The 16,142-nt window shown below is 51.9% G+C and carries 12 protein-coding genes and 1 pseudogene; 9 read left to right on the forward strand and 4 right to left on the reverse strand.

All coding sequences use genetic code 11. The features are described 5' to 3' along the window. Positions 1-2: 2 nt before the first annotated feature. Positions 3-1,193: a cystathionine beta-lyase gene (metC, locus tag CKO_RS14805; protein WP_012134235.1), complete on the reverse strand. Its 1,191-nt coding sequence runs from the start codon at positions 1,191-1,193 to the stop codon at positions 3-5. Positions 1,194-1,212: 19 nt separating this feature from the next. Then, positions 1,213-2,463: a dicarboxylate/amino acid:cation symporter gene (locus CKO_RS14810; RefSeq protein WP_012134236.1), complete on the reverse strand. Its 1,251-nt coding sequence runs from the start codon at positions 2,461-2,463 to the stop codon at positions 1,213-1,215. Between the two features lie 226 nt (positions 2,464-2,689). Between CKO_RS14810 and CKO_RS14815 the strand changes: the two genes are divergently transcribed. The 7 genes from CKO_RS14815 (at position 2,690) to trpS (ending at position 9,765) form a co-directional block, all read left to right on the forward strand. After that, on the forward strand, positions 2,690-3,616 hold the full coding sequence (locus tag CKO_RS14815) for a LysR family transcriptional regulator (RefSeq protein ID WP_012134237.1): 927 nt from the start codon (positions 2,690-2,692) through the stop codon (positions 3,614-3,616). Between the two features lie 41 nt (positions 3,617-3,657). Further along, on the forward strand, positions 3,658-4,938 hold the full coding sequence (locus CKO_RS14820) for a DUF445 domain-containing protein (RefSeq protein WP_024130745.1): 1,281 nt from the start codon (positions 3,658-3,660) through the stop codon (positions 4,936-4,938). A gap of 82 nt (positions 4,939-5,020) precedes the next feature. After that, the gene (locus CKO_RS14825; protein ID WP_012134239.1) at positions 5,021-6,172 is read left to right on the forward strand and encodes a double-cubane-cluster-containing anaerobic reductase; all 1,152 of its coding nucleotides are present in this window, start codon (positions 5,021-5,023) and stop codon (positions 6,170-6,172) included. Positions 6,173-6,181: 9 nt separating this feature from the next. After that, entirely contained in the window at positions 6,182-6,949 is a 768-nt protein-coding gene (yjiL, locus tag CKO_RS14830) for a putative 2-hydroxyacyl-CoA dehydratase activator YjiL (RefSeq protein ID WP_012134240.1), read from the forward strand. Next, entirely contained in the window at positions 6,946-7,197 is a 252-nt protein-coding gene (locus CKO_RS14835; protein WP_012134241.1) for a putative Se/S carrier protein, read from the forward strand. The genes yjiL and CKO_RS14835 overlap by 4 nt, the downstream gene beginning before the upstream one ends. Before the next feature lie 116 nt (positions 7,198-7,313). Then, positions 7,314-8,504, forward strand: coding sequence for an MFS transporter (locus CKO_RS14840; protein WP_012134242.1), 1,191 nt, complete (start codon positions 7,314-7,316; stop codon positions 8,502-8,504). Positions 8,505-8,757: 253 nt separating this feature from the next. Next, complete coding sequence (gene trpS / locus CKO_RS14845) at positions 8,758-9,765, forward strand: tryptophan--tRNA ligase (RefSeq protein WP_012134244.1); 1,008 nt, start codon at positions 8,758-8,760, stop codon at positions 9,763-9,765. A gap of 407 nt (positions 9,766-10,172) precedes the next feature. Here trpS and CKO_RS14850 read toward each other — a convergent pair whose 3' ends face one another. Next, positions 10,173-11,435: an aromatic amino acid transporter gene (locus CKO_RS14850; protein WP_012134247.1), complete on the reverse strand. Its 1,263-nt coding sequence runs from the start codon at positions 11,433-11,435 to the stop codon at positions 10,173-10,175. A 106-nt stretch (positions 11,436-11,541) separates the two neighbouring features. Then, positions 11,542-12,912 carry a tyrosine phenol-lyase gene (locus CKO_RS14855; protein WP_024130746.1) on the reverse strand — a complete coding sequence of 457 codons (1,371 nt, stop codon included), beginning with the start codon at positions 12,910-12,912 and terminating at the stop codon, positions 11,542-11,544. 755 nt (positions 12,913-13,667) lie between these two features. Here CKO_RS14855 and CKO_RS14860 point away from each other — a divergent pair. Together CKO_RS14860 and CKO_RS14865 are read left to right on the forward strand one after the other, a co-directional pair. Next, positions 13,668-14,792, forward strand: a pseudogene (locus CKO_RS14860) (Fic family protein); the annotation flags it as partial. 123 nt (positions 14,793-14,915) lie between these two features. Further along, positions 14,916-16,115 carry a type II restriction endonuclease gene (locus CKO_RS14865; RefSeq protein ID WP_024130747.1) on the forward strand — a complete coding sequence of 400 codons (1,200 nt, stop codon included), beginning with the start codon at positions 14,916-14,918 and terminating at the stop codon, positions 16,113-16,115. The last annotated feature ends 27 nt before the right edge of the window (positions 16,116-16,142 follow it).

Raw genomic sequence — 16,142 nt, forward strand, 5'->3', positions numbered from 1 at the left:
TTTTAAGCGATACGCGCAAACCCGGCGTCCAGGTCTGCGATAAGGTCGCCCACATCTTCCAGCCCGATATGCACCCTGACCAGCGTGCCGCTGAAATCCACATCGCCAGCAGGACGGATACTGTTCAGCTCTTCCGGTTGGTTCGCCAGAATCAACGACTCAAATCCGCCCCATGAGTAGGCCATATGGAACAGCGAGAAGTTATCGAGGAAATTTGCCATCTGCTCATCGGTCAACCGCTTTTTCAGCACAAATGAAAACAGGCCGGAGCTACCGGAAAAGTCACGCCGGAAGTACTCATGTCCAGGGCACTCCGGCAGCGCCGGGTGGTTCACTCGCGCCACTTCCGGGCGAGCCGACAGCCAGCGGGCAATCTGAATACTGCTCTCCTGGTGCTGCTTCAGGCGAACTGACAGCGTGCGTAAACCGCGGCTGCCGTTATAAGCAGTATCAGCATCCAGCGTCTGCCCCATCAGATAAGAGTTCTCCCGCAGACGATCCCAGCAGCGGGCGTTAGACACCGCTGTTCCCAGCATACCGTCGGAATGGCCGATGGTGTATTTAGTACCCGCCTGAATTGAAATGTCCACACCGTAGTCGAGCGCCTTAAACAGCACGCCGGCCGCCCAGGTATTGTCGATCATAATGACAATCTCCGGGTTCACCGCACGGATCGCCTTCACCATGCCCGGTACATCCTGAACTTCCATAGTGATGGAACTGGGTGATTCGAGGAACACCACTTTGGTCTCCGGGCGGATCAAATCGACAATGCCCGCGCCAATCAGCGGATCGTAATACGTCGTTGATACATCAAACTTGCTCAGAATCTTATTGCAAAAGTCCTGCGTGGGTTCATAGGCCGCACCGGTCATCAGGAGATGATCGCCGCCCTGCACAAAGGCGAGAATCGCATTCGTCACCGCCGCTGCGCCGCAAGGATAGAGCGCACAGCCAACGCCGCCTTCCAGCTCACTCATCGCCTTCTGAAACGCGAAGTGGGTATAAGTACCACGGCGACCATAGAACAGCTCGCCGTTCGCACGATTGGCCGTCGCAAATTTTTTGTCCTTCACGGTATCAAACACCAGTGAAGAAGCGCGCTGGATCACCGGGTTCACCGCTCCCTGGGTATAACGTTTGTCGCGTCCGGCGATAATTAACTGCGTGTCGAGCTTAACTGAATCTTTCATAACGTCTCCTGTTACATCCTTAATCCATGCGGAAAGCCGGGACTACTGCGTCCGTGGTGTTGATATCAGCGTTCATCGGTTTCTTTCCGGCGAAGCGCTCCACAATCTGCGCCGCGTTCAAATCATGAATTACGTTGATAAGCGTTGCTGGCGCATCCGTAATCGTGCCCAGCACCACCAGCATTGGAATGGCCTCCATCGGCAACCCCAGCGTGGTGACAATAAAGATCTCACCGAGGAATGCGCCGCCAGGGACGCCGCCGACGATAATCGCCGAAAGTACGGCAATCAGCATCGTCAGGAAGAACGTTTCGGTGGTGAACTCCATGCCTAAAACGGAATAGATAAAAACAATCTTCAGTGCGGCAATCATCGCCACGCCGCCCTTATTGAGGTTAACCAGCAGCGGGATGGAGACATCAACGATTTCCGGGTTAATGCCCATCGCCTTACCCGCACGCAGAGTCACCGGCAGCGTGCCGAGCGAGGAACACGTCCCCAGCGCGGTCACCGAAGGTTCAATGGCGTTACGCCAGAAGGCCTTCACCGCAGGTAGCCCGCCGCCAATGTAGGAGTAAAGAACAGAACCGAAGATGTAGTAAACCAGCGTAGCAACCATGAACAGGCCGATAGCCCGGGCAAAGGTCAGCAACAGGCCGGAGTCCTGACTGGCCATCGTCGCAGCGAAGTAACAGCCGAGGCCGATGGGAGCCACCTTCATGATGATCGCCACAATCTTCATGATCACCGTGTTGGCGTCTTCCAGCAGTGAGGCGATGCGTTTGCCCGCCTGTTCTGACTGCCCAATGGCGATCCCGGCGATAATCGCCATCACGATCAGCGCCAGAATATTCGATTTAGAAAACAGTCCGATAAAGTCGCTGGTGGTGATCATACTGACAAAATCCATCTTGCCGCTGCCCGCCTGCACGGATTGCGAAAGATCGATAGTCACCCCCTGCGCCGGGTTATACCAGAGCGCGAGCGCCACAATTCCGGCGGCCGGAATAAAAGCCATCGCGATAGAGACGATAAAGATAATCGCCATAATGCGTCCCAGACGTTTCAGGTCGGTCATGCTGGCGATAGAAGACATTACGCTGATCCCCACCAGCGGAACGATAATCATAAATAACAGGTTCAGGAAAATCTGACCTATCGGCTGGAGTTGACTTGCAAACGTCGGAGCATAAATACCTAATAAGCCGCCGACAACCAGAGCGAGTAATAAAATAAGTGAAGATCTGTAGGGTTCGAGTCGTGACCACATAACAGGCACCTTTTAATTTAAATTATATTAAATGAGATTAAATTCACAATTTTTCGCGTTCTTTCTTTTGCCTCCTGTTTAATTTGTGACATAACTCACTTAAGTTGTTATTTTTTCATTTTGTCAGCAAGTTATTTCCTATGATTCAATAGTTGCATGTTTCAAACGCGAATGTAACGGCCTATTCGTACCGTTTTTGCAAATCACTTGTGAATAAAAGGAAACAATGAACACATCCATTTCCCTGAAGCATTTAGAGTTTTTTATCAAGATTGTGGATTGCGGTGGATTATCTGAAGCCGCTGCCCAGCTTAACGTGTCACCTTCAGCGGTAAGTAAAAGTCTGGCAGCAATGGAAGATACGCTGGGTACAACGTTAATTAAACGTACCACCCGCAGTATTACCCTGACCGATGCCGGGCAATATTTATTTAACCGTGCGACTAAATTACTCAACGAGTTTGATGAAACCTTAAATACCACTTCTGGTTATTATCACAGCCCGCAAGGTGAATTACGCATAACCTGTTCAATTGCCTTTGGATATTCCCGGTTAGTTAATCTGGTGGATAAATACCGTACTCAATATCCAGACGTGAATCTCTACATCGACCTCAACGATAATTTTGTGAATCTGAACGAAACGGATTTCGATATCGCTCTGCGCATCTCCACCGCGCCGCCGCAAAACTATGCCATGCGCAAGCTGGTGCCGATTCGCTGGGCGTGGTGCGCCTCCCCCGGCTATCTGGCGAAAAAAGGGATGCCGCAGCGTCGCGTCGAGCTGGTGAATCATGATTGCCTGGTCTATCCCGGACTCACCCCAGTGCTTAAAGTGGCGGACGAGCAGGAGCGCCTGCACCAGTTAAAGCTGCATATGCCGATCCAGGCCAACAGCAGTCTGGTATTGCTAAAATCGGTGCTGGAAGACCAGGGCGTGGCTTATCTGCCGACCTACCTGATTGGCGATCACATCCAGAAGGAGGAGATCACGCCGCTGATGCTCGACGGCACCATCACCTGCGAAACGCACGCCCTTTATGCGCTCTATTTCCCGAGTAAATACAGCAACCCGAAGGTGCGTTCGTTTATCGATTTTCTGGTGGCGGAACTGGGAACATTGCCTGCATGGGATAACTGGATCCCGGGATGATCTTTTGCACGATCCCCCCGTCTGGCTCTATCCTTAACGCTATGAATAAAATTGCTGAACTCAAACGCGCCAAACAACTGGCGCTCTCGCTGCTGCTGATTGCCGCCGCCACGTTCATCACGACGCTTTTCCTGCCGCCAAATTTTTGGGTACTCGGCATTAAAGCCATTGCGGAAGCGGCAATGGTGGGCGCACTGGCGGACTGGTTCGCCGTCGTGGCGCTGTTTCGTCGGGTGCCGATCCCGTTTATCGCGCAGCATACCGCCATTATCCCGCGTAATAAGGATCGAATCGGCGAAAATCTTGGCCAGTTCGTGCAGGAGAAATTTCTTGATACCCAGTCGCTGGTCGCGCTCATTCGCCGTCATGAACCGGCCTTGCTGATCGGCAACTGGTTCAGTCAGCCGGATAACGCCCGGCGGGTTGGGATGCATTTGCTGCAAATCATGAGCGGTTTTCTCGAACTGACGGACGACGCCCGTATTCAGCGCCTGCTCAAGCGGGCGGTACACAAAGCGATCGATAAAGTGGACTTCTCTGGCACCAGCGCGTTAATGCTGGAGAGCATGACCAAAAACGATCGTCATCAGGTACTGCTGGACACCCTGATCGCGCAGTTGATCGCCCTGCTTCAGCGCGACAGCTCACGCGCGTTTATCGCACAGCAAATCGTGCGCTGGCTGGAGACGGAACATCCGCTAAAAGCGAAAATTTTACCGACCGAATGGCTGGGGGAACACAGCGCAGAACTGGTTTCCGATGCGGTGAATTCGTTGCTGGATGATATCAGCCACGACCAGGCGCACCAGATCCGCCATGCCTTCGATCGCGCCACTTTTAAGCTGATCGACAAACTCAAAAACGATCCAGAGATGGCCTCCCGGGCGGAAAGCATCAAAGCGTACCTGAAAGAAGATGAGGCGTTTAACCATTATCTTGGTGAACTCTGGGCTGATTTACGCCAGTGGCTGAAGGCAGATATTAACGCAGAGGGTTCCCGCGTGAAGCAGCGGATCGCCCATGCCGGGCAATGGTTCGGCGAAACGCTGGTGGCGGATGATGCCCTTCGCGCTTCGCTCAACGGCCATCTGGAACAGGCTGCGCACCGGGTCGCGCCGGAGTTCGCCGCGTTTCTGACGCGCCACATCAGCGACACGGTAAAGAGCTGGGATGCCCGCGATATGTCACGCCAGATAGAGCTGAACATCGGCAAAGATTTGCAGTTTATCCGCGTCAACGGCACGCTGGTCGGCGGCTCCATCGGGCTGGTGTTGTATCTGCTGTCGCAAATACCGTCCCTGCTGACGTTACCCAACTTTTAAGCAGATCAATAAACACCTTGTTTTTACAGGGTTATAATGCGTGATCTTTTCATTGTCTCCCGTGTTACGGGGAAGGAAAACCATGTCGCTTATCACCGATCTACCCGCCATTTTTAACCAGTTCTCCGACGCCCGTCAGAAAGGCTTTCTCACCGTTATGGATCTTAAAGAACAGGGGATCCCGCTGGTCGGCACCTACTGCACGTTTATGCCGCAGGAGATCCCAATGGCGGCGGGTGCGGTTGTCGTTTCCCTGTGTTCAACGTCGGACGAAACCATCGAAGAAGCCGAAAAGGATCTGCCGCGCAACCTGTGTCCGCTGATCAAAAGCAGCTACGGCTTCGGCAAAACGGACAAGTGCCCCTACTTTTATTTTTCCGATCTGGTGGTGGGCGAAACCACCTGCGACGGCAAAAAGAAAATGTACGAATACATGGCCGAATTTAAGGCCGTACACATCATGCAACTGCCCAACAGCGCCAATGACGCCGCCTCCCGTGCGTTATGGAAAGCAGAGATCCTGCGTCTGCAACAGGCTGTGGAAACGCGTTTTGGCCGCCCCATCAGCGAAGCCGCCCTGCGCGATGCGATCGTATTGAAAAACCGCGAACGCCGCGCGCTGGCCAATTTCTACCGCGTCGGCCAGCTTAATCCTCCTGCTCTTAGCGGCAGCGATATCCTGAAAGTGGTGTACGGCGCGACGTTTCGTTTTGATAAAGAAGCGCTTATCGACGAGCTCAACGGCATGGCTGACCGCGTGCGCCAGGAGTGGCAGGACGGCAAGCGGCTGGACGCCCGCCCGCGTATTCTGATCACCGGCTGCCCGATTGGCGGCGCGGCAGAAAAAGTGGTACGCGCCATTGAAGAAAACGGCGGTTGGGTCGTCGGATTTGAAAACTGCACGGGGGCAAAAGCCACCGAACAATGCGTTGAAGAGACGGGCGATGTCTATGACGCGCTGACCGACAAATACCTCGCAATTGGCTGTTCCTGCATTTCGCCCAACGACCAGCGGCTGACGTTGCTCAGCCAGATGGTAGAGGAGTATCAGGCGGACGGCGTCGTGGATGTGATTTTGCAGGCCTGTCATACCTATGCCGTTGAGTCTATGGCGATTAAGCGCCACGTACGCCAGCAGCACAACATCCCTTATATCGCCATCGAAACGGACTACTCCACTTCGGATATCGGGCAACTCAGCACCCGCGTCGCGGCCTTTATCGAAATGCTGTAAGGAGCGCCCGTGACGTATTCGATTGGCATTGATTCCGGCTCCACGGCGACAAAAGGCGTTTTGCTGGCGGAGGGCGTTATCACACGCCGTTTCCTCTGCCCCACGCCGTTTCGCCCCGCCGATGCTATCCACGAGGCGTGGGAAACGCTAAGCGCAGGGCTGGACACGCGCCCGTTTCTGACGCTAACCGGCTACGGACGCCAGTTGGTTGATTTTGCCGATAAACAGGTGACGGAAATCTCCTGCCACGGACTGGGGGCGCGCTTCCTGGCTCCTGAAACCCGCACGGTCATCGACATTGGCGGCCAGGACAGCAAGGTTATTCAGCTGGATAACGACGGTAATCTCACCGACTTTCTGATGAATGATAAATGTGCCGCCGGAACCGGGCGTTTTCTGGAGGTGATTTCGCGCACCCTCGGCGCCAGCGTGGATCAACTGGATACGATCACCGACGGCGTTGAGCCTCATGCCATCACCAGCATGTGCACGGTTTTTGCCGAGTCTGAAGTGATCAGCCTGCGCTCTGCGGGCGTTGCGCCAGAAGCCATTCTTTCCGGTGTGATCAACGCGATGGCCAGACGTAGCGCCAATTTTATCGGCCGACTGTCTGCCGGGGGACCTTTGCTGTTTACCGGCGGCGTCAGCCACTGTGCGGCATTCGCGCGTATGCTGGAAAGCCACGTTGCGATGCCGGTTTACACCCATCCTGACGCGCAGTTTGCCGGGGCCATTGGTGCGGCGCTGATTGGTCAACGCCAGAGAAAACGCGGATGACGGAATATCTGTTTTTATTTCATTCGACGGTGGGCGTCATTCAGACCCGCAAAGCGCTTCAGGCTGCGGGAATGACCTTTCGGGTGGCGGATATTCCACGCCAGCTACGCGGCGGCTGCGGGTTATGTATTTACCTGCGCTGCCCCCCCGGCGAAGAAACGCGGTGGATTATCCCCGGTCATACCGAATCCATCTATCGCTGTGTGGATGATGGCTGGCACTGCGTAAAAACGATCGACGCCTGCTGAATTTCCCAACGCGTATATCTTGCCGGGCTCTCACACGCCCTCTATTTTTTACTTTTTATTATCATTTACACATGTAATATAACAAACACAAATTAACGCGCTAAGTGAGAGCAAGTATGGTTCAGGGCAATGCCGATTCAAACCGTCATGCCATCAGTACGGCACTCTTCGGCTTAATGGTACTAACGCTGGGAATGGGGATCGGACGTTTTCTGTATACCCCGATGCTACCGGTTCTGCTGTCTGAAGGTCAGTTTACCTTCGCAGCGCTTTCCTGGATTGCCAGCGCCAACTACGCGGGGTATCTGGCGGGCAGCCTGTTGTTCTCCTTCGGCGCCTTTCACCTCCCCTCTCGCTTACGGCCAATGCTGTTGACATCGGCGGTAGCAACCGGAGGATTAATCCTTGCGATGGCGATATTTACGCAACCTGCCATCGTGATGCTGATCCGTTTTCTGGCCGGGGTCGCCAGCGCCGGAATGATGATTTTTGGCTCGATGATCGTCCTGCAACATACCCGTCACCCGTTTGTGATTGCGTCGCTTTTCTCCGGCGTTGGCGCCGGTATCTTGCTGGGCAACGAGTATGTTATCGCCGGTTTACGCTATACGCTTTCTTCCCATGCGCTGTGGTCGGGCGCAGCCGTTATCTCCACCGTGTTACTGCTGCTCCTGGCGTTCCTCATCCCTGCCCGCGCCCACGCGTTGCCGCCCGCTCCTCCGGCGCCGACGCATAATCCGCTGATGCGCTGGTGGCAACTGGCGCTGCTGTATGGCTTCGCCGGATTTGGCTACATCATCGTCGCCACCTATCTGCCGCTGATGGCGAAAAACGCGGGCTCGCCGCTACTCACCGCCCATCTCTGGTCGCTGGTGGGACTGGCGATCGTTCCCGGTTGTTTTGGCTGGCTGTGGGCGGCAAAGCGCTGGGGCGTATTACAATGCCTGACGGCGAATCTGCTGATTCAGGGGGTCTGCGTCATACTCACGCTCGCCAGCGACGCACTGCCGCTTCTTATTATCAGCAGCATTGGTTTTGGCGCGACGTTCATGGGGACAACTTCGCTGGTGATGCCGCTGGCGCGGCAACTGAGCGTGCCGGGGAATATCAATCTGTTGGGTCTTGTCACGCTCACCTACGGCATCGGTCAGATCGTCGGCCCACTGTTAACCAGCCTGTTAGGCAGCGGCACGGAGGCGATCGCCAGTGCAACGCTTTGCGGCGCTGCGGCCTTATTTTTCGGCGCCGTCATCAGCATGATTCAACTTGTTAAGCAGCGGCAGTTTACGCAAAAAAGAGAATGCTGAAGAGCGCTGATGGCAAGCAGAGTGAACAGGTTGCCCATTAACAACCCTGACATAGCAGGTTTACCCCTGCGCTTAACCGTGATACGGTCATTTTTATGAATAAACAGACTGCGATTCCCCAACGCCATAACCGCTGGTGGCTGCCTGACTAAAGGCGGCACGGTTCTGTTTTATCCCCGTATTAATAGCCGCCGAAAGGCGGCTATTGCGTTCCAGAGACGTCTTTCGGTTTTTTCACGTAAAGGAGTCTTTGATGAACACAAAACCCACCATTCTGACCGGCGATCGCCCTACGGGCGCCCTGCACCTCGGGCACTACGTTGGCTCACTGCGCCAGCGCGTTGCTTTGCAGCATACCCATCAACAATTTGTGCTGATTGCCGACCTGCAAGGGCTGACCGATAACGGTACGAACCCGCAAAAGATCCGCGACAACATCCCGGAAGTGCTGGCGGATTATCTGGCCGCCGGGATCGACCCTGAACTCACCACGCTCTGCCTGCAATCCGCCTTACCTGCACTGGCGGAACTGACCATGCTGTATATGAATGTCGTCACTGTCGCCCGCGTAGAGCGTAATCCGACGGTGAAAAATGAAATTGCGCAGAAAGGCTTTACCCGCTCGTTACCGGTCGGATTTATGGTCTACCCCATCAGCCAGGCGGCGGATATCACCGCGTTTAAAGCGGAATATGTGCCTGTAGGAGACGATCAGTTGCCGATGATCGAGCAGACTAACGAAATCGTACACAAGATGAACAGCCTGTTGCCTGCCCCGCTACTACGCCACTGTCAGGCGATTCTGAGCGACACCGGCCGTCTGCCCAGCATTGATGGCGGCGCTAAAATGTCAAAATCTCTCGGCAATACCCTGCAACTCTCCGCCAGTGAAGATGCGATCCACAAAGCGGTTAGCGCCATGTACACCGATCCTCACCACCTTAACGTCAGCGATCCGGGTCAGATCGAAGGAAATGTCGTGTTCACCTGGCTGGATGCCTTTCACCCGGACAAAACGAAAGTCGCGGCGATGAAAGCGCATTATCAGCAGGGGGGGCTTGGCGATCGCACCTGTAAAAACGAACTGGAAACCTGTTTGCAGGAGTTGATTGCCCCAATGCGCGAGCGGCGGGCAACCTATATTCAGGATAAAGGCATGCTGATGCAGATACTGCAACAAGGCAGTGAACGGGCGCATGAGGTCACACAGACAACGCTACGGGAAGTGAAACGCGGGCTGGGATTGCCCGTACTATTTTAACGCTTGTCAACCCGGCGGCAGGGTTGCCGATCGTGTTACTCCTCCACATTTTGCAGAGTGAACAAAAAGCTTTACACCGCGCACACGATAAGAACGACGCGGCGATCTTTTACGCAATGCCTGCGCTGACTAAAATAGCGCCTGCATTTTAAACAGAGGATTGTTGTTATGTTGTTCTGGAAAAAGATGGTGAAGAAGATCGACGCATTCTCAACGTTGATTCCACCACGCTACTTCCGGGTGTAAATCCAGGCAGGCCTGTCAGCGACAGGCCTGATTGCTTTTGTGAGTTTTATTCTTGCGCAGTCCGCATTTTCTTAACACCACCACCCACACCCTCAGCCAGGCGTAACGATAAACCAGCGGATGCTGTAACCTGAGTAATGTCAGAAACATAGCGCCTCCCGCTAACGGAACGTCGGCAGTAAACCAAACACATCCAGCACCACCGTCAGATACACAATCCCTCCGCCGACAATCACCAGATTCAGCACCGTATTGTTACAGGGGGCGGTATAACGCGCCGTGGCAAAACGCTTACGGGACGCTTTCACCAGAAATGGCGGCAGGATCACGCTCCAGATGGTAAACGCCAGTCCCGCATAGCCAATCGCGTGGACAAAACCATTCGGGAAAAAGAAACAGACGGCAGCGGGCGGGAAATAGGTCACCAGCGCGGTTTTCAGTCTGCCGATGCCGTTATCCGGGAAGTGGAACAGATCGGCAATATAATCAAACAGACCCAGCGTAGCGGCCAGCAGCGAACTGGCAACGGCAAAGTTACCGAAAAAGGTCAGGATTAAATCCATATAGCGACTGGTAAACAGCCCACTGATGGCTTCCACAAACACATCAATATTGCCGCCTTTGGCAATGATCGGCGAAAACTCGGCGCGGCTGATATTGCCCATCGTCACCGCCAGCCAGAAGATATAGAGCAGCACGGCAAACAGGGTGCCAATCACGATGGAGCGCGTAATATGGGATACGCCGTGGGTGCCATACAGTTTCACCAGACTCGGCACATTGCCGTGAAAACCAAAGGAGATAATGCAGAACGGCAGCGTCATCAGAATATAGGGCAGATATTGCGTATTCGGCAGTGCGATGGCGACGCTATCGACCAGTTTCGCCACCTCAATATGGCCGATTAGCCCGGAGAACGTGGCAAAGAACGCCACAAACTTACCGACGATCAGAATGGTGGTGATCCGCCCGACCAGCAGCGAGCTATACCAGGCGATTACGCCAACCAGCATACTGACGACAATAACGGAGATGTTTGCCGGGAAACGAAAACCGCTATATTTAAACACCGTCTGCGCCATCACCGCCGATGACCCGGAGATATACGCATAGGTTAAAATATAGAGTACAAAACCAAAGGCGATGCCAACCACGATATTCCACTTTCGCCCTAATAGATCCTGAGTAAAGGTGTTAAAACTGGCTCCGGCACCATAGTGAAGGTTCACTTCCACCAGCATCAGGCCGGTTAATAACATCATGATGGCAATAACGATTAGAATAACAGAGGCGCCGGGAAACCAGACTCCCGCCATCGCAATAGGCAGGGAGAACATTCCCCCGCCGACTACCGTTGCGATGACAAGCATCGTCCCGCTAATAAGTCCGGGGGAACTCTGTCGTTCAATGGCATTAATATCCATGATAAATGTTCCTGTTGACTATTAATTATAATTACGGCTGTCATTTGTACATCTTCGGATAATAAAAAACAAAAAGCCCCATTTAAAAATGGGGCTATCAATACCATTAAATATAATCAAAACGTGCAGTAAAGAAGCGCAACTGCTTAGGCTCATAAATAAACTTCAGCCCGCGAATATCCTCTTTATGCTTATAGAGTTTAATAATGCCATCGGCCACCACATCCATATGCGCATAAGTATAAACGCGGCGTGGAATAGTCAGGCGTACCGTTTCCAGTTTTGGCCGGTGGTGATCGCCCGTCTCTTTATTACGCCCTGCGGAGATGATGCCACGCTCCATGCTGCGCACGCCCGTTTCCATATAGATGCTTGCCGCCAGACTCTGCGCCGGGAACTGGTCCTGGGTCAGGTGTTCGCAGAAGCGACGAGCATCGAGGAATACCGCATGGCCGCCTACCGGTTCAACAATCGGCACACCTGCCGCCTTCAGCTTATCGCCCAGATAACGAACCTGCTTCACACGGTGCTCAATGTACTCAAACTGCATGGATTCACGCAGACCAATGGCCATTGCTTCCATGTCGCGCCCGGCCAGACCGCCGTAGGATGGCATCCCTTCATATACCACCACCAGCTCTTTAGCCGCCGAGAACATCTCATCATCGTTCATGCACAGGAACCCGCCGATATTCACCAGGCAGTCTTTTTTCCCGCTCATGGTACACCCATCGGCGTAGCTGAACATCTCATGGACGATCTCTTTGATGCTCTTGTTCTCAAAGCCTTTTTCCTGCTCTTTGATAAAATAGGCGTTCTCTACGCAGCGGGTTGCATCGTAGAAGACTTTAATGTCATGCGCCTGCGTCAACTCCCTGACGGCACGCATATTCGCCATCGAGACCGGCTGACCGCCCGCAAGGTTCACCGTCACCGCCAGACAGATATAGGCAATATTTTCGGCGCCCTTTTCGTCAATCAGTTTTTGCAGCTTTTTAAGATCGATATCGCCTTTAAAGGCGATATTCAGACCGGCATCGTGCGCCTCATCACGGACGATATCCACAAAGGTGGCGCCATTTTTTTCCTGATGATAACGCGTGGTGGTGAAATACATATTCCCTGCAACATATTGCCCCGGTTTAATCGCCAGCTGCGATAACAGGTTTTCCGCCCCGCGCCCCTGGTGAGTAGGAACAATATGTTTAAAGCCAAACAGCTCCTGAACCGTTCTTTCCAGATGATAAAAGTTTTCACTGCCTGCGTAGGCCTCATCACCAATCATCATCCCGGCCCACTGCTTATCACTCATGGCGTTCGTACCACTGTCCGTCAGCAGGTCGATATAGATATCTTTCGAGTTCAACAGGAAGGTATTGTAGCCCGCTTCCTGCATTTTTTGGATGCGCTCATCACGCGAGATCATAGATACAGTTTCAACGCTTTTAATACGGAAGGGTTCTGCCGGATAATTCATTTTGTTTCTCCAGTTAACAGTGGTCATGTTCGTATTAATGTGAAGTAAAGCATACCTGGTCCATCAATAAAGATTGATGGAATATAACTATCCGCCTCCTGATTCAGGGGGAGAAATAATGTGATGGCACTATGCAAGATTTAATTCATGAAGAAAATAGCTCCGTCAATATTCGCCATTGGCGTAAATCATAAAATCTGTAAATACGCGTGATTTAAATCACATACCATTTTTTTACTGACTCAATTTCAACAAGTTATTTTTTATCTTTTGAATTGCAGTTTCCCTCCAGACGCGGTAAAAGAGAGAAAGCAGTGAAAACTTAACTTTCCAGCCTCTTTTCCGCTCACATTGTCGATTTTGTATACCAGGCTATTGTGAGATTGCGATCACCCTCCGCGCTTAATTTTGTGACTAACATCACCAAAAGTGTAAAGTAAAGTTTACGATACGGATCGATTTCAGAGATTACGATTTGCTTCAGGGATGAGGTTCACATTTTTTGGCATGGATTTGGGGAGAGTAGATAAGCAGCAAAGTTCACGTAGTTTGAGAATAAAAAGAGACCGTCGAACACAACGTTGCCAGTGGTTTTGATGAAGAACATGACTCTCTGCTGACGAGGTAGGATTCGCTATCCAACAGACACGCAAACAATGTGGCCCATCATAAAAGTTTTGATAAAGGAACGATTGGACCAGACGAGACTATGCACATACAGATGTCGAAGATGATGAATGGAGGCAGGATTATCGACAGGCTGTTCTCGTGACTCAGCCATGCAACGGATCCATTATCGCAACGAAGCAGGCAATCAGGCTGGCTTTGTCCTTACACCTAACATCATGTCAGTCTGTGAACTGGTGGACAAGCACGCCACAAGGCTGGTGCTCAAAGAACTTACCACCAGACTCAGGGAGGCAGGTAAAGAGTTAACAGCACTAAGTATGGAAGAGCCAATCACTTCATCGCAACTGGAAGGCGCTAACACAACTACGCTTGTCGCGCGGGACATGCTAGAAAGTGGCAGAGCCCCCCGTACCGAAGATGAACACATGATCGCGGGTAATGCGCGGTTGATGGCCGAAATTCCGGAACTTATCCAGGAACCATTAACACCAGATTTAATCCGCCGTTTCCATGCCATTGGCATGGGTGGAATTAATGACGAAAAATACAGTCCTGGAGAATTCCGCGATACCGATGATGTAGTGATTGCAGATTATGACGGTAACATTGTTCATCAACCGCCAGCGGCCACCGACCTGCAGGCACGTCTGCAAATGGTGTGTGACTTCGTAAACGACACAGAATCCTACGTTCACCCCTTGGCAAAAGCCTGTGTTCTTCACTTCATGCTCGTTCACGAGCACCCTTTCAGAGACGGTAACGGGCGTACAAGCCGTGGGCTTTTTTACTGGTACATGCTCAAATCAGAGTACGACGTATTTAAATATGTCTCTATCAGCCAGCTACTGCATGCCGCCCCGGCCAAATATGCCCACAGTTACCAGTACACTGAAACCGATGGTATGGATCTGACGCACTATCTTGAATATCAGGCCAGTATTATCCATCGTGCTATGACAAGGCTCTTACAGCATGTAGACGATCTGGTTGCCCGCGCTGCCCGAATTGATCATTTTTTGTATAAATCAGGGAGCTTATCGCGGCTGAGCGGACGGCAAGTCACACTACTTAATATTATTCTGGCTGAGCCTGGTAAGAAATATTCCGCAGCAGGCGTAGCGGAGGCGCTGGGCGTATCGGATAACACTGCGCGTAATTATTTGCGTACCCTGGCACGTGCAAGTCTCTTAACAGAGATGTCAGAAAACGACCAGAAAACGGTTTATAAGGTATCTCGGGAACTGAGCTGAATCTGGGAGAACAAGGAAAATAACGACATCACATAAAACGGCATCGTGAGTATTCACAAAGGCAGAGCTGTGGCAGGATAACTCTCTATAAATCAGCGATATTTTTACAGCGAGGAAGTGATGATGTCGGGGCTACATTCATGGCTGTTAGATAAGTCAACCAGTGACACCTATATGTTCATCAAGCGCTTGTCAGCCAACGATACCGGCGCGACGGGCGGACATCAGGTTGGCATTTACATACCTTCTGGCATTGTTGAACATCTTTTCCCTTCAATTAATCATACAAGGGATCTTAACCCGTCCGTGATGCTGAATGCGCATACCTCCTCACACAACTGCCCGGACAGCGAGGCCAGGGCCATTTATTACAATGGTCGTTTCTTTGGTAAGACCCGAAATGAAAAGCGTATCACCCGATGGGGGGGAGGAAAGAATCCTCTGCAAGACCCGGAGAATACGGGGGCGCTGGCGTTATTGGCGTTTGATCACCATCAGGGATCTGATAGCCAATTTGTTGATATTTGGGTGTGTCATAACGCAGAAGAAGAAGATATCGTTGAGTCATCGCTCGGAGAAATTGTTCCTGGATCGTTGGTCTATGGTCCCGCAAATGAGATTCTGGGTGGTCTGGCTTTAAAAGAACCAGTTTCCAGTGGGTATCGTCTTCCGGAAGAGTGGAGAACAAATTTCCCTTCAGGTAAGGAGATTATCCAGTATGCAGCAGCTCACTATTCCCCAAATGTCATAGGCCCGGATAAGCAACTGATTGAACGTCGTCGTGTTGAGTACGAAATTTTCCTACTGGTGGAGGAAATGCATGTACTGGGTATAGTTCAGTCTGGGTTTGGTTCCGTAAATGAATTTATTGCACTGGCGAATTCCGTGAGCAACAGACGAAAATCACGAGCCGGAAAATCACTTGAGCTGCATCTTGAACAGCTTTTTAATGAGCATGGACTGAAAACTTTTGAGACTCAGGCCGTTACAGAAGGAAATAAGAAGCCAGATTTTTTATTCCCCTCTGCGCAAGCTTATCACGATGAAGCTTTTCCAGAGCAGAAGCTGCGTATGCTAGCGGTAAAAACGACCTGTAAAGATCGCTGGCGGCAGATATTAAATGAGGCAGACAGGATTCAGGATATTTATCTCTTTACCCTTCAGGAAGGTGTTTCTGTTGCTCAATTTCAGGAGATGCAGCAGGAAAGGGTCAGGTTGGTTGTACCCAGTAGCCTTCATGATAAGTACCCGAAAGCTATCCGGGAATATCTTATTTCGTTAGAAACATTTATCGATGAAACTAAATCATTGTATGTCGATTAAATAATTTGATTCTGTTTCCCCCCGGAT

The organism is Citrobacter koseri ATCC BAA-895 (genome assembly GCF_000018045.1).
GTDB classification, from domain to species: Bacteria; Pseudomonadota; Gammaproteobacteria; order Enterobacterales; family Enterobacteriaceae; genus Citrobacter_B; species Citrobacter_B koseri.